This is a genomic window from Pseudochrobactrum sp. Wa41.01b-1, assembly GCF_019464455.1.
Lineage (GTDB): Bacteria > Pseudomonadota > Alphaproteobacteria > Rhizobiales > Rhizobiaceae > Pseudochrobactrum > Pseudochrobactrum saccharolyticum.
On sequence record NZ_CP080493.1, the window covers coordinates 3,256,860 to 3,272,503 of the forward strand.

16 protein-coding genes are annotated in these 15,644 nt (G+C 49.7%); 8 read left to right on the top strand and 8 right to left on the bottom strand.

All coding sequences use genetic code 11. The features are described from left to right. The first annotated feature begins 175 nt into the window (after positions 1–175). Complete coding sequence (locus tag K1X45_RS14840; RefSeq protein ID WP_220160537.1) at positions 176–1,681, top strand: helicase HerA-like C-terminal domain-containing protein; 1,506 nt, start codon at positions 176–178, stop codon at positions 1,679–1,681. A 57-nt stretch (positions 1,682–1,738) separates the two neighbouring features. Here K1X45_RS14840 and K1X45_RS14845 read toward each other — a convergent pair whose 3' ends face one another. Next, positions 1,739–2,449, bottom strand: a complete 711-nt coding sequence (locus K1X45_RS14845; RefSeq protein WP_116089284.1) for a L,D-transpeptidase — start codon at positions 2,447–2,449, stop codon at positions 1,739–1,741. Between the two features lie 626 nt (positions 2,450–3,075). Here K1X45_RS14845 and K1X45_RS14850 point away from each other — a divergent pair. The 4 genes from K1X45_RS14850 to K1X45_RS14865 all read left to right on the top strand — a co-directional run bounded on the left by K1X45_RS14850 (position 3,076) and on the right by K1X45_RS14865 (position 6,871). Continuing rightward, on the top strand, positions 3,076–3,672 hold the full coding sequence (locus K1X45_RS14850) for a superoxide dismutase (RefSeq protein WP_022710046.1): 597 nt from the start codon (positions 3,076–3,078) through the stop codon (positions 3,670–3,672). Positions 3,673–3,849: 177 nt separating this feature from the next. Continuing rightward, on the top strand, positions 3,850–4,284 hold the full coding sequence (locus tag K1X45_RS14855; protein WP_022710045.1) for a cytochrome c: 435 nt from the start codon (positions 3,850–3,852) through the stop codon (positions 4,282–4,284). A gap of 147 nt (positions 4,285–4,431) precedes the next feature. Continuing rightward, a complete protein-coding gene (locus K1X45_RS14860; protein WP_220159300.1) occupies positions 4,432–5,370 on the top strand; it encodes a cytochrome c in 939 nt (312 codons plus the stop codon). Between the two features lie 172 nt (positions 5,371–5,542). Further along, positions 5,543–6,871 carry an acetamidase/formamidase family protein gene (locus K1X45_RS14865; protein WP_220159301.1) on the top strand — a complete coding sequence of 443 codons (1,329 nt, stop codon included), beginning with the start codon at positions 5,543–5,545 and terminating at the stop codon, positions 6,869–6,871. A 76-nt stretch (positions 6,872–6,947) separates the two neighbouring features. Here the strand turns inward: K1X45_RS14865 and K1X45_RS14870 are convergent, their stop codons facing one another. The 4 genes from K1X45_RS14870 to msrB all read right to left on the bottom strand — a co-directional run bounded on the left by K1X45_RS14870 (position 6,948) and on the right by msrB (position 11,054). Next, the gene (locus K1X45_RS14870) at positions 6,948–7,862 is read right to left on the bottom strand and encodes an MBL fold metallo-hydrolase (RefSeq protein WP_220159302.1); all 915 of its coding nucleotides are present in this window, start codon (positions 7,860–7,862) and stop codon (positions 6,948–6,950) included. Positions 7,863–8,057: 195 nt separating this feature from the next. Next, positions 8,058–8,411, bottom strand: coding sequence for a hypothetical protein (locus tag K1X45_RS14875; protein WP_255560449.1), 354 nt, complete (start codon positions 8,409–8,411; stop codon positions 8,058–8,060). 79 nt (positions 8,412–8,490) lie between these two features. After that, positions 8,491–10,587, bottom strand: a complete 2,097-nt coding sequence (locus tag K1X45_RS14880) for a S9 family peptidase (RefSeq protein WP_220159303.1) — start codon at positions 10,585–10,587, stop codon at positions 8,491–8,493. Between the two features lie 47 nt (positions 10,588–10,634). Beyond that, positions 10,635–11,054 carry a peptide-methionine (R)-S-oxide reductase MsrB gene (msrB, locus tag K1X45_RS14885; RefSeq protein ID WP_022710039.1) on the bottom strand — a complete coding sequence of 140 codons (420 nt, stop codon included), beginning with the start codon at positions 11,052–11,054 and terminating at the stop codon, positions 10,635–10,637. Positions 11,055–11,857: 803 nt separating this feature from the next. Here msrB and K1X45_RS14890 point away from each other — a divergent pair. Further along, positions 11,858–12,286 (top strand): MucR family transcriptional regulator, encoded by a 429-nt coding sequence (locus K1X45_RS14890; protein ID WP_022710037.1) that lies wholly within the window; start codon positions 11,858–11,860, stop codon positions 12,284–12,286. Between the two features lie 76 nt (positions 12,287–12,362). On the opposite strand, the gene K1X45_RS14895 is transcribed toward K1X45_RS14890, so the two are convergent. After that, positions 12,363–12,641, bottom strand: coding sequence for a cytoplasmic protein (locus K1X45_RS14895; RefSeq protein WP_220159304.1), 279 nt, complete (start codon positions 12,639–12,641; stop codon positions 12,363–12,365). Positions 12,642–13,039: 398 nt separating this feature from the next. On the opposite strand from K1X45_RS14895, the gene K1X45_RS14900 reads away from it, so the two are divergent. Both K1X45_RS14900 and K1X45_RS14905 read left to right on the top strand, forming a co-directional pair. Beyond that, positions 13,040–13,471, top strand: a complete 432-nt coding sequence (locus tag K1X45_RS14900; RefSeq protein ID WP_028233416.1) for a helix-turn-helix domain-containing protein — start codon at positions 13,040–13,042, stop codon at positions 13,469–13,471. After that, on the top strand, positions 13,468–14,274 hold the full coding sequence (locus K1X45_RS14905; protein ID WP_220159305.1) for a DUF6456 domain-containing protein: 807 nt from the start codon (positions 13,468–13,470) through the stop codon (positions 14,272–14,274). Before K1X45_RS14900 ends, K1X45_RS14905 begins: the two co-directional genes overlap by 4 nt. Before the next feature lie 79 nt (positions 14,275–14,353). Here K1X45_RS14905 and K1X45_RS14910 read toward each other — a convergent pair whose 3' ends face one another. Both K1X45_RS14910 and K1X45_RS14915 read right to left on the bottom strand, forming a co-directional pair. Beyond that, positions 14,354–14,785 (bottom strand): SufE family protein, encoded by a 432-nt coding sequence (locus K1X45_RS14910; protein WP_022710033.1) that lies wholly within the window; start codon positions 14,783–14,785, stop codon positions 14,354–14,356. A 143-nt stretch (positions 14,786–14,928) separates the two neighbouring features. Continuing rightward, positions 14,929–15,345, bottom strand: coding sequence for a DUF5330 domain-containing protein (locus K1X45_RS14915; protein ID WP_220159306.1), 417 nt, complete (start codon positions 15,343–15,345; stop codon positions 14,929–14,931). Positions 15,346–15,644 lie beyond the last annotated feature (299 nt).

The following is a 15,644-nucleotide window of genomic DNA, read 5'->3' on the forward strand; positions in this document are numbered from 1 at the left end:
AAATCAAGCCTGCTCTGATGCCGGTGTATCATAAAATGCAATGAACAGGCGGGAAATAACCGGTGAACAGGTCGTAGAATATTGTTCTGATGTTACAGGACGATTATAGATTATAATGATTTGTGCCGTGGCTCAGATTATTCGGCGTGAGAATGAACGGATGAGGAGTATGTCTATGCCTGCTGAAGGAAGCATTTTTCTGGGTGCCAGCCGTAAACCGGATAATAGTTACCAGCAACCGGAAGAACTGGCGCTGAAATATGCCAACCGGCACGGGCTTGTGACCGGCGCTACCGGTACGGGTAAAACTGTGAGTCTTCAGGTTATGGCTGAGGCTTTTTCCGCAGCCGGTGTGCCGGTTTTCTGCGCGGATATTAAAGGTGATTTGTCCGGTATTGCCGCTATCGGCGAGAAAAATGATTTCTCGATAAAACGTGCCGAGGAGATTCACCTTGATCCTTATGACATGCATGCGACACCGGTTATCTTCTGGGATATTTTCGGCGAGCAAGGACATCCGATCCGCGCTACCATTTCCGAAATGGGGCCATTGCTGCTGGCTCGCCTGATGAACCTAACAGATGCGCAGGAAGGCGTGCTGAATATTGCTTTCCGTGTGGCGGATGAAGAGGGGCTTCTGCTCCTTGATATGAAGGATTTGCAGTCGCTGCTGACCCATGTGGCCGAGCGCGCGCCTGAACTCTCCATCCAATATGGCAATATCAACAAGGCATCGGTCGGTGCAATTCAGCGCTCGCTGCTGGTGCTGGAGCAACAGGGCGGCACGTTCTTTTTTGGTGAACCTGCTCTGAGCATTTCTGATCTGATGCGTACAACCACCGACGGGCGCGGCCTTGTCAGTGTATTGGCCGCTGACAAACTGATGATGAACCCGCGGCTGTACTCCACATTTCTGCTCTGGCTGATGTCGGAGCTGTTTGAACAATTGCCGGAGGTTGGTGATCCGGAAAAGCCGCGTCTGGTGTTCTTCTTTGATGAAGCGCATTTGCTGTTTGATGAGGCGCCAAAGGCATTGCTTGATCGTATTCAGCAGGTTGTGCGCCTGATCCGCTCCAAAGGCGTGGGTGTTTATTTTGTGACGCAGAATCCGCTGGACGTGCCGGAAGTGGTGCTGGCGCAGCTCGGTAATCGTGTGCAACATGCGCTGCGTGCCTATACGCCGCGCGAGACAGCGGCGGTTAAAACAGCTGCGGATACATTCCGTCCAAATCCGGATTTCGATACATTTAAAGCGATTACGCTGTTGTCTACCGGTGAGACGCTGGTCTCAACCTTGCAGGCCAAAGGTATCCCTTCGATGGTGCAGCGCACTTTGATGCGTCCGCCTGCATCGCGGATCGGGCCTTTGACAGCAGATGAGCGGGCGAAGCTGATCGCAACCAGTCCGGTATCCGGTCAGTATGATCGTGCAATTGACCGTGAATCTGCCTTTGAAATTCTGCAGAAACGGGCGCAGGAAAAAGTCGCTACAGTCGAGCAGCAACAGGCGGAGCAGGATAGCGGCAGCTGGACAGATTATCTGTCATCCACCCTTGGCGGCGGCAAACGCGGCAGCCGTCAGACTGTTGCGGAAACCGCAGTGAAAAGCGTGGTGCGGACTGTGAGTAATTCGCTCGGCCGTGCCATCGTGCGCGGCATTCTGGGCGGCTTCAAACGCTGATTGATCTATAAGAAAAAGGCGGGCTGCTGTGCAACCCGCCTTTTTAATTGATATCAATTACATAACCAGAATTGGTGTTTTATTCGGTACGCGGTCGTAGAGGTCGATCACGTCCTGATTGACCATACGGACACAGCCGGACGAAACGGCTTTACCGATTGACCACCATTCCGGATTGCCGTGGATACGATAAAGCGTATCAACACCATCCTTAAAGATATACAGAGCGCGTGCGCCGAGCGGATTGGTCAGTCCCGGTGCCATACCGCCATTGCGGGCGCTGTATTTTTCCAGTTCCGGCTGACGGCCGATCATATCATCCGGCGGTGTCCAGCGCGGCCATTTGCGCTTCCACTGAATAAGAGCGCGGCCTGACCATGAAAAGCCTGCACGGCCGATACCCACGCCGTAGCGCAGTGCCTGACCATCCTGCATCACCAGATAGAGAAAGCGGTTCGCGGTATCGACAACCACGGTGCCCGGCATCTCACCGGTCGGGTCCTGAACGAGCTGGCGGTAATATTTCGGATCAATTTTCTGAAACGGGACAGCAGGAATCGAATAGCCTTCATCTTCAACCGCCGCATACATGCTGGCATAAGGGCCGGTTGCGCCGCCATTATTGATCGGCGGGGCGACCGGAGCCGGACCGCCGGTCATGTCGATTACCGGAATATTACGGCTGATCTGCGTACAGCCTGCCAATCCGGCAGCGGCTGTGACCGACAGCGCCGACATGAAAGAGCGGCGGGAGAAAGAATTTTCCATATTTAAACCAGTCTTTTCAGAACGTTTTTAAATTATGAGTGTGTGCCCGATACATGCAGCGCGTAAGCCCGCGTAAACAATATATTCAGACACGACCCGACAGAGCCGTTCAATCAGTGCCGTAAGGGCGAGGGACGGAACGGTATAATGGCCTGACGGCCGGAAAGATGGATCTGCCGAGAATTACGCTGATGAAAATATGATTAGGATTCCGGCAGAACATCCCTGCATAAAGCTGGTCAAAAATTGCCACAATATGGCTAAGAACTTATGAATTTTTAAGATTACACGGATGCTTATATATCTGTTGCTGTCTTGCAACAGGAAATGTTATGTTATTACTGCGCGGTTTAGGGTTTATACAATGCGCTGACATTCAATGATGGTCGCTTAAGCCGCTGTCGCTCTTATGAAAACCGGTTGTGATGTAATTGTTTGGTTTTATTACAGCTTTGACAGGGCGCTTACCCACAGTCTCATGTGATAATAATTTAAAATTTCCGTGATTTTTCGCAGAACTGTCGTTCTCTGCATTGCCCGCGTGCCTGTGTCGGCCTATGTAATACAGGCATGAAGAATTTGGGTGGCGGAAACTTGAAGCCGCCCACACCAAGAGGAGAAACACCATGGCTTTTGAATTGCCTGCTCTGCCTTATGACTATGATGCGCTTACCCCTTATATGTCCCGTGAAACCCTTGAGTTTCACCATGACAAGCATCATCAGGCCTATGTAACCAACGGCAACAAGCTGCTTGAAGGTTCGGGTCTGGAAGGCAAGAGCCTTGAAGACGTAGTTAAAGAAAGCTACGGCAAAAATCAGGCACTCTTCAACAATGCCGGCCAGCATTACAACCATATCCACTTCTGGAAATGGATGAAGAAAAACGGCGGCGGTAACAAGCTGCCTGCTAAGCTGGAAGCTGCAATCAAATCCGATCTCGGCGGTTACGACAAGTTCCGTGAAGATTTCATCGCGGCTGGTGCCGGTCAGTTCGGTTCGGGCTGGGCATGGCTGTCGGTTAAAGACGGCAAGCTGGAAATTTCCAAAACACCAAACGGCGAAAACCCGCTGGTACACGGCGCGACACCAATTCTCGGCGTCGACGTATGGGAACATTCCTACTATATCGACTACCGCAATGCGCGTCCGAAATATCTGGAAGCTTTCGTCGACAGCATGATCAACTGGGATTATGTGCTTGAGCTTTACGAAAAAGCTTAATAATTCGGCCTGATGAAAAGCCTCCTTCGGGAGGCTTTTTTATTGTTACAAAAAATTAATCTGATGAACTGACGTTTTTATAGATATTCTAAATCGCATTACTATAATCATTCTAAATTGAGTATTGTGCTTACAATATTCAAATAAACTCATATTCGCGATTAAAGGACGCTGTTCATGCAAAAATCTTTGGCAATCTTCTCTGCTTTATTCATGCTGACAAGTGCGGCTTCAGCGTCACCGGTGACTGACCGTCAGGCGCTGATGAAAGATGTCGGCCGCTCAATGGGCGTGCTGGGACCAATTATGAAAGGCGAAAAGCCGTTTGAAGCAGAAGCCGTTCAGGCCGCGCTTGAGCAGCTGAAAGCAGATGCCATCAAGATGGATGCAGAAAAGCTGTTCCCTAAGGGCTCGGAAAGCGGTGATACTGCTGCTGCGCCTAAAATCTGGGAAGATGAAGCCGGTTTTAAAGTTGAAATTGAAAAATTCCGTACAGCGACTGCAGCCGCTGCGGATGCCAAGCCGCAGGATGTTGATGCACTGCGTGTGAGCATGAAAGATGTTGGCGCAAGCTGCGGCACATGCCATCAGGCTTACCGCATCAAGAAATAACAGGCTTAGCCTGAAGCACATCCCGAAAATTGTTTCGGGATGTGCGTTCATTTAAAGCGATCAATATTTTCAGTCTGAAATCATATTGGAAATATTACAGGCGCTGCGCAGATTATTCCTTGCGCTTTAACAGGGTAAGAATTTGATATGAAACGTAAATTGATATCCGCAGCTTTGCTTTGTGCTGTAACCGGTGCCGGTGTTTTCTGGTTTCTGACACAGCCTGTGCATGTTGACCGCGCTGCGCTGGACAAGCTGGCGGCAGGGGATATCAAAAACGGCGAACAGATTTTCTATGCAGGCGGTTGTGCCTCATGCCATGCGGCTCCGGGAGCATCAGGCGATGCCAAGCTGGTTCTGTCCGGCGGGCATGAGCTGAAAACCGATTTCGGGACTTTCATAGCTCCCAATATTTCACCGTCTGCCGCCGGTATCAAAGACTGGACATTGGCCGAATTTGCCGATGCCATGCTGGAAGGTACTGGGCGCAACGGAGAGCACCTTTATCCGTCTTTTCCTTATACATCCTATACCCGCATGAAATTGCAGGATGTGGCGGATCTTTATGCCTTCATGAAAACCCTGCCGGCTTCGGATGAAGCATCGAAACCGCATGAGCTTGGCTTTCCGTTCAATGTGCGCCGCGGGCTTGGCCTCTGGAAAATGCTTTATCTGAATGATGCGCCTGCCGTTCAGCTGAATAATCCGGATGCGCAGCTGCAGCGCGGACAATATCTTGTAGAAGCCATGGGGCATTGTGGCGAATGCCATACGCCGCGTAATGCATTTGGTGGTTCTGATACAGCGCAATGGCTGGCCGGTGCGGTTTCGGCAGAAACTGACAGTCAGGGAAAGCGCGGTGTCGTGCCGAATATCACAGGCGGTGAGGGCGGCATTTCCGGCTGGAGCGCTGGTGACATTGCTTATGGTCTGGAAAGCGGATTTACACCGGATTTTGACTCGATGGGAGGTTCAATGACCGATGTGATCGCCAATACTTCAAAGCTTCAGGCTTCTGACCGCGAGGCAATTGCCGCTTATCTCAAAGCCATTCCTGCCCATAAAGATGGTTATGTTTCTCAATAGGTTAACCGTGTTTCTGCCTCACGGCTTTGTCATTACTTAAATTGGTTATTGTCCATTAGCATGATCGTGCCGGTCGGCATATTTCTGTCGGACAGAAGGGATTGCCGCATCCGGAAGAGTGTGAAGCCTGTCTGTTCGCCTGAACAGCGCATCGTTTCTGGAGGATGCAGGAATGCAAAATGATAAAAGCCGGCAGAAAAGCACTGCCTGTCGCACAGTCTATGTAACCGAACTAACCGATGGTATTCTTGACCCTGAGCGTGCCATGCTGGGACCTGTGGCTGATGGCGGTACAATTATCGCCAATACCGCACCCGGTTGCTGGGGGCCTATGATTACGCCCGCCATTCGCGGCGGTCATGAGGTAACGCGGCCCGTAGCTGTTGAAGGTGCTGAAATCGGTGATGCGATTGCCATTCGCATCCGCTCCATTGTTGTAACATCTGCTGCTACGGCTTCCGGTTCGGACAGTGTGGTGACAGGCCGTAATAATGGTGATCCGTTCTGTGCTGCTGTCTGCGCGGAATGCGGTACGGAATGGCCTGCCACCCATATTGAAGGTATCGGCCAGAGCGCTATCCGTTGTGATAAATGCGGAGCCGATGCCACGCCGTTTAAGATTGAAAACGGCTATACAATTGTCTTTGATGACGAGCGCAGCATTGGTGTAACTGTCGGAAAAGCCAGAGCCGAAGCCATGGCACCGGATGCCGCAAAGATTATGGCACTGCCGGATACATCCGTTCAAAATCCGGTTATGACTTTTGCTCCCGCTGATCTGGTCGGTGTGGCCACACGTCTGCGGCCTTTCCTCGGTCAGTTGGGCACAACACCTTCAAAAGCGATGCCGGATTCCCATAATGCCGGTGATTTCGGTTCGTTTTTGCTCAATGCGCCGCATAAATACGCACTGACACCGGATGAATTGGCGCGCAACAAAACTGACGGCCATCTTGATGTAAATTCTGTCCGGCAGGGCGCGATACTGATCTGTCCGGTGAAAGTGCCTGGCGGCGGTGTTTATCTGGGCGATATGCACGCATTGCAGGGTGACGGTGAAATTGCCGGTCATACCTGCGATGTTGCAGGCGTGGTTACGCTTGAGGTGCATGTTATCAAAGGGCTGGCGATTGACGGGCCGCTGCTGTTTCCTGTGGCTGAAGATGTGCCTTATCTGGCGCGTCCTTTAAATGCCATTGAGCGCCAGCGTGCTGAGGCACTTGGCAAGGCCAATGGTGTGACAGCAATTGAGCGCGATGCACCGGTTACCGTAATCGGCAGCGGGGCAACGCTGAATGAAGCGACAGAGAACGGTCTGAAACGTGCGGCGGATCTTTTTGATGTTACGGTTCCTGAAATTATGAACCGTGCAACAATGCTTGGTGCGATCGAAATCGGCCGTCATCCGGGGATCGTCCGCGTCACCTTCCGTATGCCGCTGAAAAAGCTGGAAGAGAAGGGGCTGGCCGGTTTTGCCCGCTCACTCTATGATCTTGACTGATCTGCTTTTGCATAATGGTTTAAAAAGAAAAGCACCGGAATTTCCGGTGCTTTTTTATTTCAGAGGTGGGAGACGGTTATTCCCACTCCATTTCACCTTTGATGACTTTGGCGCCTAGCTCAAGGCTGGATATGCCACCCAGATCAGGATAGCGCTTTTTCATAGCGGCAATCAGCTCTTCGCTGTTTTTGGCTTTGGCCTGTTCTTCCTCGAAAGCGACCAGATAGTCTTTGGTGAAAGTAACTGCAGAAATATCGGTTTTTGAACCGGCGCTCATATGGGCAGGTACAACAATTTCAGGATTGCGTGCCGCAATGGCATCCAGGGTTTTGATCCATGCCTGACGCTGCTCTGCTTTTGGTGTGTCGGCAAGCCATACATGTTCACCGGCAGTGACCAGAACACCACCGAAAACAGCCTTCAGAGACGGTACCCAGAGGTAACGGCGGTTCGGCATATTCTCTGCATCAATGATCTCGATTTTCTTGCCTTCCAGATCCAGCTCTTTGATATCTGAAGCTTCAGGTATCACCACATCAGCCAGCGTCTGCGGGCCGTTTTCTTTCAGCTGCGGACCCCAGACTTTCAGCTTGCCTTCTACATTGCCTTTAATGGCTTCAACCGTCGCCGGTGCGGCAATCACTTTCGCATCGGGAAACGCGGCTTTGACAGGGCCGAGGCTGAAATAATAATCAGGATCGCTCTGGCTCACATAGATTGTTGTCAGTGTTTTGCCGCTTTCCTTGATTTTTTCTGCGAGGGTTTTGCCGTCTGAAAGCGTGAAACCGCCATCCAGCAGAATCGCTTCTTTTTCGCCGGTCAGCAGAACGGGTGTGCGGAGAAAGCCGTTTTCATCTGCCTGAAAGAATTGCCAGTTCAGTGCTTTATTTTCCTGCGCATGGGCAGAGGATACGGAGAGGACGGAAGTTGCAAGTGTCGCGGCAACAGCCGCTGAGGTCAGAAACTGTGTTGCTGTTTTTAAAAATGTCATGGTCTTTTCCTTCACCGGAGGGATGATATCGGTGTTGCGGAAATTAAGGAGCAAAGCGCCGCTGACAAGAAGGCATGTAAAAATCCGCAGGTTACAGCAAAGTAACCGGCTGCGGTTAAAAAGCGGAATTTCAAGGGTTTTCAGGTAATTCCGCTTTGTTTCATCACGGTGAACACAGTGTAAATAGTGTTGCTTTTAGCGTTTCAGGCATTTGGCTGCGCGGGGCAGGCCTGCGCTATAGAGACTTTGCATTGTGTAAAGCCAGCCTTTGCATTCTTCCAGCGAGGGGAAACAGCGATAACGGCTGATCACCTCCGGATAGTCGCTGCTGACAAAGGCGCTTTCGCCAAGCCCCTGAAAAATGCCGACAATAACACCGCTGCCACGCGGAGGCGGATTGCAGCGCTGCCCTGCATATTCGCTGACATTTTTACGAACCGCGGCTTCCGCCTGTGGTGTTGAGATGGTGGTCAGAGCCAGAATGCTTAAAGCGGACACGCAAAGCCCTAACCCGCTTTTGCTGAGGAAATTCAGAGACATGAATGGCATGGCTTAATCCTTTCCCGTTATCGGAAGGCACGGCAGAGCAGAATTTTCTGCTCTGCCGGTTCATATCTTTATGCGCCTGTTACAGTCTGTCTGCAACCTTAAGTGCGAAAGCATAATTATAGGCGACTTCTTCCAGCTGCGAGAAACGCCCTGAAACACCGCCATGGCCTGCTTCCATATTGATTTTGAAAAGCACAGGATTGCCGCTGGTGGACTGATCGCGCAGTTTAGCAACCCATTTTGCCGCTTCCCAATAGGTAACACGCGGGTCGGTCAGGCCTGCTGTTGCCAGTATCGGCGGATAATTTTGCGCCGATACATTGTCATAAGGGGAGTAGGACGCAATGGTGCGGTAGTCCGTTTCCGATGCAATCGGATTGCCCCATTCCGGCCATTCCGGCGGGGTCAGCGGCAGGCTGTCATCCAGCATAGTATTCAGCACATCCACAAACGGCACATCGGCAATTATCCCGCCAAATGCTTCCGGAGCCATATTGGTGATAGCGCCCATCAGCATGCCGCCTGCCGAACCGCCATGGGCGATAATCCGGTCATGACGGGTGAAATTCTCTGCCACAAGATGTTTTGCTGCAGCGATGAAGTCAGTGAATGTATTGACCTTATGTTCCCGTTTGCCGTTTTCATACCAGGCAAAGCCTTTGTCTTTGCCACCGCGAATATGGGCAATGGCATAGATAAAACCACGGTCAACCAGAGAGAGGCGTGTGGTCGAGAAACTTGCCGGAATGGAGCTGCCATAAGCGCCATAGCCATAGAGAAGACATGGAGCCGAGCCGTCCAGCGGTGTGTCCTTATGGGCGAGAATGGAAACCGGTACCAGTTCACCATCCGCCGCCGGTGCAAGGAGCCTGCGGGTGACATATTTTTCAATCACATGGCCGCTTGGCACTTCCTGCGTTTTCAGCAGCACGCGTTCGCGTGTGACCATATTATAATCAAAGAGCTGGCTCGGCGTGGTCATGGAGGAATAGGAAAAACGGATCACATCCGTGTCATATTCAGCGCTGCCATGCAGGCCAAGCGAATAGGCTTCTTCATCAAAAGCAATGGCATGTTCTGTCCCGCTGCTGCGCTCACGGATAACAATACGCGGCAGGCCATTATTACGCTCAAGCCAGACCAGATGATTTTTATAAGCAGCAACATCCAGAATAATTGTGCCGGATTTCTCGGCAACGACTTCCGTCCAGTTTTGTTTTTGCGGGGCACTGACCGGTGCGGACATAATCTTGAAGTCCTTTGCACCGTCAATATTGGTGAGAATATAGAAAACATCCCCGCCTTCTGTGAGGCTGTATTCAATACCGGTTTCGCGCGCTGCCACGAGCTGTGGCTTTGCCTGCGGATTATTGGCCGGTATCAGCCAGACTTCAGAGGTCTCATGATCCTGAATATTGATGAAAACAAAGTCATTCAGTGAACTGCCGGAAACATTCATGAAGAAACCGGCGTCTTTTTCTTCATAGATCAGCGCATCCTGATCCTGTTGCGTGCCGGTACGGTGATAGAATAATTTGGCCGGGCGATGATTATCATCCATCTGCACATAGAAAACACCCTGACTTGCTGCATCCCATACAGTTCCGCCTGCGGTGGATGTCAGCAAATCCGCACTGTCTTCCAGTGTGGAGAGATCGCGGATTTTAATGTCGTAAAATTCGGAGCCTTTGGTGTCGGCAGACCATGCCAGTGCTTTATGGTCAGGCGAATAGTCCAGTCCGCCAAGGCTGAAATAGGCAAGGGATGCTGCTTCCTTGTCGCCGTCGATCAGAATGGTTTTCTCGCCGCCATCCCGCGGTGTTCTGAAATATTGCGGATGCTGCCCGCCGGTGACATAGGAAATACCATAGGCATAGGCTCCGTCTTTGACCGGCACACTGGAGTCATCTTCCTTGATACGGCCTTTCATTTCCGAAAACAGTTGTTTTTGCAGCTCCTGCGTATCTGCCATCAAGGCTGACTGATAGGCGTTTTCAGCCTCAAGATGCGAACGGATTTGTGCATCCAGCAGGGAAGGATCGCGCAGAACATCCTGCCAGTTGGCAGCGCGCAACCAGTGATATTCATCATGGCGGACAATACCGTGGCGCGTGTCGCTGAACGCCTTCTTCTCAGTTGCTGGGGCGTTGTGCTTAGGGAATGAATGCTGGTTCATACTGTTTCCGGTATTGTTGCCAAGATGAGATGTAAAATTTGAGGCTGTCAGGCTTCAGTAAAATATAATGCTGTGCCGTTCATGCAGAAGCGCAGTCCGGTTGGTGCAGGGCCGTCAGGAAATACATGGCCGAGATGCGCATCACAATCGGCGCAGCGTATTTCTGTACGGTTCATACCATAGGAATGATCCTCAAAAGCGCTGACAGCTTCCGGTTCAGCCGGACGGGTGAAACTCGGCCAGCCTGTTCCGGAATTGAATTTATCTTCGGAATTGTAGAGCAGACGGTCACAGCAGATACAGTGATATGTGCCGTGGAGTTTGAGATCAAAATCAGGGCTGGAAAATGCGCGCTCTGTGCCATGCTGGCGCGTGATCTTATATTGTTCCGGTGTGAGCTGCTCGCGCCATTCGGCATCGGTTTTCTGAACTTTAAGCGGGCGTTGGGGCATGTTTTTCTCGGACATGATGGTTCTCCGGCGGTTCAGCATACATTCGGAAAGTATAAGGCGTTTTCAAGCCGAATGTGCGTTATTCATAAAGACAGGTCAAAAAGAGCAGGACTGATCTGGTTTAGTCAGGCCTGCCTGTGTTCAGAATAGTCATTTTTCCAATATATGGGGATATTAACCGCTTTTTAAAAGGTGAATATACAACCGTGTATTTTCAAAGGCATAATATGAACATACGCAGGCGTTTGATCTGCCCGTGCGGCGGATAATCTTATGAAAGCAGGTTTTTTTGCAAAAATCCTTGTATAAAATATCCGGGGCCATGAATTGCCAGAAAAATGACTTAATATAGAAATACAGGATTTTTTGATAGAATAGCAAATATCCGCAAAATTGCTTCATATCGCAGTGTTTGCTGAGTTTTACTGTAGTTTGTTTCAAGAGGCGAAATTTCACGTTTTTGGTGAATTTGTTTGCTGAAGATAGTTTCAGAAGCATGTTTTTACATTGTACTATGTGTATAACAGGCTCCGATTGATAATCTTCAGATGAGAAGAGAAATAGTTTTCTGTTTTCGACAGGTTCGCAGATATTAATTCTCGTGATCTTGAGTGTTGAAATTTAATTGTTTAGTCAAAAAATACAGCATCACTTAACAAAATCGTGAAATAAATTGACATTTTACAAATTTTACAGATATGAGAAGATGATTGCGGGTGGCAAGCTAAGGTTAAACTGGTTGATTGGTGAATGGATAGACTTCTCATGTATTTTCAGAGGGTTTCCAGTCAGCAATATTTATAGGTAAAGGAAGTATAATGGAACATCCAGAGACTGTGGTTTCTGCTGACGAACTGCTGCTCAGTCTTACAGCTGATGTTGTTGCCGCTTATGTCAGCAATAACTCAATACGTGCCGGTGAAGTGCCTGCATTGATCGCTGATGTTCATGCAGCATTTGCCCGTTCAGGTGTTCGTGAAGAAGTGGTTGCTGTGGTTGAAAAGCCTAAACCGGCAATCAGCCCGAAAAAATCAGTTCACGACGATTATATTATCTGCCTGGAAGATGGTAAGAAATTTAAATCGCTGAAGCGCCACCTGATGACCCATTATAATCTGACGCCGGAACAGTATCGTGAGAAGTGGGATCTGGATCCTAACTATCCGATGGTTGCTCCGAACTATGCTGCAGCCCGCTCGCAGCTTGCTAAGAAAATGGGTCTTGGTCGTAAGCGTAAAGCTGCCTGATCCGGCCTGTATCTCTTCAACGAGATATCAAGAGATAAACAACGGCGCGAAAGTGCCGTTGTTTTTTTATGTATTATCAAAGCAGTTGCAGCAGGCGTGTCTGCGCTTGTTTCAGCGCAATGTGCCGGTTGATATCGTAACTCCAGTGTTTATTCAGACCTTTCAGACGTTCTCTTTTGATAAGCCGCGTTAGTTTCGCTGCAATACTTGCTCTCTTTTCGGCCGGTGCATTTAAGGCCTGTTGCAAGTCGATGCCGCAGCTCATCTGTAAGGCGACGGATTGCGCTGCCTGAAGTGCATCTTCTTTACGGTTTTCCAGAAACAGCTGTTTTTCCTGTTGCAGAGTGGCTGACATTGTTAATCCCCTTCATCATGCAGGGGATTATGATGTTTTGCTGCTGGCGGGGGATAAGCAGATATTTTTAATTTTTAAATGTAGTATTGGTTGTTTGAGTATTTTTATTATGATTAAATTTGATTGTTTGATAAAATGTTTTTATTGAATGACTTGTATCTATGTATAGATTCTTTTTTAATGTTTGTTATTTGAATTTAATTGTATATTTACATCTAGGAACTCATGTTTATCCCCGCATAAGATTTTTATATTAAGGATATGTCGTCTGCGGAGGGCATATGTTGAATAATTTTCCAGATTTTTTATCCGGTCGCACGGATTCACTTGTTGTCTTGCATAATTTGCCGGAGTCATCACGTCTGCATTGTTTATCCGGCGGGCAGGATATGCATTCCATGCAGAATGATGTCGGTAACAAACGCATGACAGAGAATGCGCTGTATCTGGCTGATCTGATGCAAAGAAACAGCAGTGTAAAGAGCCAGCTGACAAGCAGGGAGCGGCAATTGCGTGCCTGGAAACTGTGCGGGGCTTTAATGGCGCTGTTGTCTGTTTTCTTTCAGGTATCCTTACACGATTTGCGCAGTCCCCAACGCGGCAATTGCCATATCGCCAGAATCCGGCAATTCGGCATGTATATCGCTCATACCATGTTCGGCCTGTCGATGTCTGAAGTGGCCTATGCATTTTGCCGTGAAAGAACCACGGTTAAACATGCCTGTCATTTGATTGAGGACATGCGGGAGAATGAAAAATTTGACCGCAGTGTCAGCTCGTTTGAATATCTCATTCGGGCGCTTTATCCATGCGGGAGTGCAGGGGAATGAGCAAAACCATCACTGCATTTTCCCCGAAAGATCAGCAATCAGCTTTGCGGGTGCTCAGATTTCTGCTGCGGTCAGCGGCAAGGTTCGAAGGTGAAGAAGGGCGTTGGTTCTTGACCAGTGATGAGGGCGGCACGATTACCTGTCACGAGCTGGTATTGCAGCATTTGCTGGAGGCCGGATTGGTGAAAGCTGAGCAGGACAAAATCACCTTGGAACTTGCAGGACGCGATCTGCTGAAGAAGCTAAAGAAACCTGCTGAGGCAGAGCAGTCTCAAGAACCTGTTGTGCAGTTAGCTGATGAAAACATCCGGAACCGTGCCGTCAATAATGCTGAATCCCCGCTGACTTTGCTCTACCGGAAAAACAAGCAGACGGGGCGGCGTTTTTTGAGTGATGACGAGTTTCATGCCGGAGAGCGGTTGAGGGCTGATTTCACACGCGGGAATATGATGCCACGGATTTCTGCCAATTGGGATGCCAGTGTTGCCGGACGTGTCAGAGGGGAGCGGGGCGGTGCGGCCGAGTTGAGTGATTACGCATTGGATTGCCGGGATCGGGTGAATAAGGCACTCATCGCTGTAGGGCCGGAATTATCCGGTATATTGCTGGATATATGCTGTTTTCTCAAAGGTTTGGAATTGGTGGAGCGTGAGCGTTCATGGCCTGCGCGTTCGGCAAAGATGATGCTGAAAACAGCGCTCAGTATTTTGCACCGCCATTATAATGTAGGGCGGTTGCCGGAAGGGATCGCTTCACCGGCTGCCTATCATTGGGGTGCACCGGATTACCGGCCTTCACTCTGATAACTTGTCATAAACTCAAAAAAACATGCGCAGTGATGAGATCAGTGCGCATGTTTTGATATGTTATAGATGAGAAATATCAGGCAGCGTTTTGCAGGGCGCTTTGTGCGTCATTGCGCACACGCTGCACCATGGAGCGCAAGCCGTTAGAACGCTGTGGTGTCAGATGCTCATCGAGGCCAAGGCTTTTCAGAACGCCTTCTGCATCAATTTTCAGAATGGAAGATGCGGTTTCGCCGGAATAAAGGGCAAGCAGGATCGCAACCAGACCGCGGACAATATGCGCATCGGAATCGCCCAGAAATTCCATAACCGGATCGGCACCCTGACCTTTTTTGGTCAGCAGCCAGACCTGACTGACACAGCCCGGAACCTTATGATCCGCATCGCGGGCTTCTTCCGGATAGGGCTGCAAGTCACGCGCCAGTTCGATCACATAGCGATAGCGGTCTTCCCAGTCGTCAAGAAACTCAAAGTCCGACGCAATCGTGCTGATCTTTGAATTTGTCATAGGTCTCTCCGCATTAACTGAAGCATGCCGCGCAAGAACGAAAATTCGCTCCGCTCAAGGCATGCTGATAAATATACATATGGCGCGGCTTATAGACCATTTTTATAGCAATTGGAAAGTTCCGGTTCTGATGATTACAGTAACTATCCGGGACGCTGCGCAGGAACAGGAATTTTGAACGCAGGTGCCTGCTCTGTTGCAGGTGGGGCGGATGGCTCTTTGTTTTGCGAAGCGCTACCGGATAGAACCTCTTTCGCACGGATCAAAGCCTGTTCACCACTTTGCTGAATCGCTACCTTTCCGGCAATACAGAGAGCGGGATTGCGCTCACAAAATGTGCTGATTTCCTGCAGGGTTTTACCGGCTTGCAACCATTGCTCAACCAGATCGGGACTGGCCGTGGACGGAGCCTGTTGCTGTTTTTCTGAAGACAGATGATTTTGCTGTGTTTGTGCCTGTGGCGCTCGTGGTGGCTGTGTGTCTGTAGATTTGCCGATCAGTCCGGGCATCAGCAGAAAAACCCCTCCCAGCCAGAAAATGCATTTAAGCAGAAATCTCATGATCTTTATTCCTGCCTGTTTGCACTGTCCTGTCGGGTTGCTGAGCGTGATAAATATATAAGTTTAAATTATTCATATAGTTATCAGTTGTTTCACCGGTTTCTTCTCAAGGCTTTCCGGTTGTTGAGACACAATGGTTAAAGCATGAGACATATTTCTGAAGATTCTGATAAAATGTTTTTAAGATTGTCTTGCTACGGGGGGGAGCCGGAAATATTCCGTTTACCATAGAGCCAAAAGCTGCCCCTTTTTCGCGGAAAAAAGACTTTCACGGGCATCATAGATCGCGGTTTTATCTA

Coding starts and splice junctions, on each gene's coding strand:
- K1X45_RS14855 (WP_022710045.1), top strand. CDS start 3,850: ATGCAAAAATCTTTGGCAATCTTCTCTGCTTTATTCATGCTGACAAGT.
- K1X45_RS14900 (WP_028233416.1), top strand. CDS start 13,040: ATGCAGAATGATGTCGGTAACAAACGCATGACAGAGAATGCGCTGTAT.
- K1X45_RS14840 (WP_220160537.1), top strand. CDS start 176: ATGCCTGCTGAAGGAAGCATTTTTCTGGGTGCCAGCCGTAAACCGGAT.
- K1X45_RS14845 (WP_116089284.1), bottom strand. CDS start 2,449: ATGGAAAATTCTTTCTCCCGCCGCTCTTTCATGTCGGCGCTGTCGGTC.
- msrB (WP_022710039.1), bottom strand. CDS start 11,054: ATGTCCGAGAAAAACATGCCCCAACGCCCGCTTAAAGTTCAGAAAACC.
- K1X45_RS14880 (WP_220159303.1), bottom strand. CDS start 10,587: ATGAACCAGCATTCATTCCCTAAGCACAACGCCCCAGCAACTGAGAAG.
- K1X45_RS14850 (WP_022710046.1), top strand. CDS start 3,076: ATGGCTTTTGAATTGCCTGCTCTGCCTTATGACTATGATGCGCTTACC.
- K1X45_RS14895 (WP_220159304.1), bottom strand. CDS start 12,641: ATGTCAGCCACTCTGCAACAGGAAAAACAGCTGTTTCTGGAAAACCGT.
- K1X45_RS14860 (WP_220159300.1), top strand. CDS start 4,432: ATGAAACGTAAATTGATATCCGCAGCTTTGCTTTGTGCTGTAACCGGT.
- K1X45_RS14865 (WP_220159301.1), top strand. CDS start 5,543: ATGCAAAATGATAAAAGCCGGCAGAAAAGCACTGCCTGTCGCACAGTC.
- K1X45_RS14875 (WP_255560449.1), bottom strand. CDS start 8,411: ATGCCATTCATGTCTCTGAATTTCCTCAGCAAAAGCGGGTTAGGGCTT.
- K1X45_RS14910 (WP_022710033.1), bottom strand. CDS start 14,785: ATGACAAATTCAAAGATCAGCACGATTGCGTCGGACTTTGAGTTTCTT.
- K1X45_RS14905 (WP_220159305.1), top strand. CDS start 13,468: ATGAGCAAAACCATCACTGCATTTTCCCCGAAAGATCAGCAATCAGCT.
- K1X45_RS14870 (WP_220159302.1), bottom strand. CDS start 7,862: ATGACATTTTTAAAAACAGCAACACAGTTTCTGACCTCAGCGGCTGTT.
- K1X45_RS14915 (WP_220159306.1), bottom strand. CDS start 15,345: ATGAGATTTCTGCTTAAATGCATTTTCTGGCTGGGAGGGGTTTTTCTG.
- K1X45_RS14890 (WP_022710037.1), top strand. CDS start 11,858: ATGGAACATCCAGAGACTGTGGTTTCTGCTGACGAACTGCTGCTCAGT.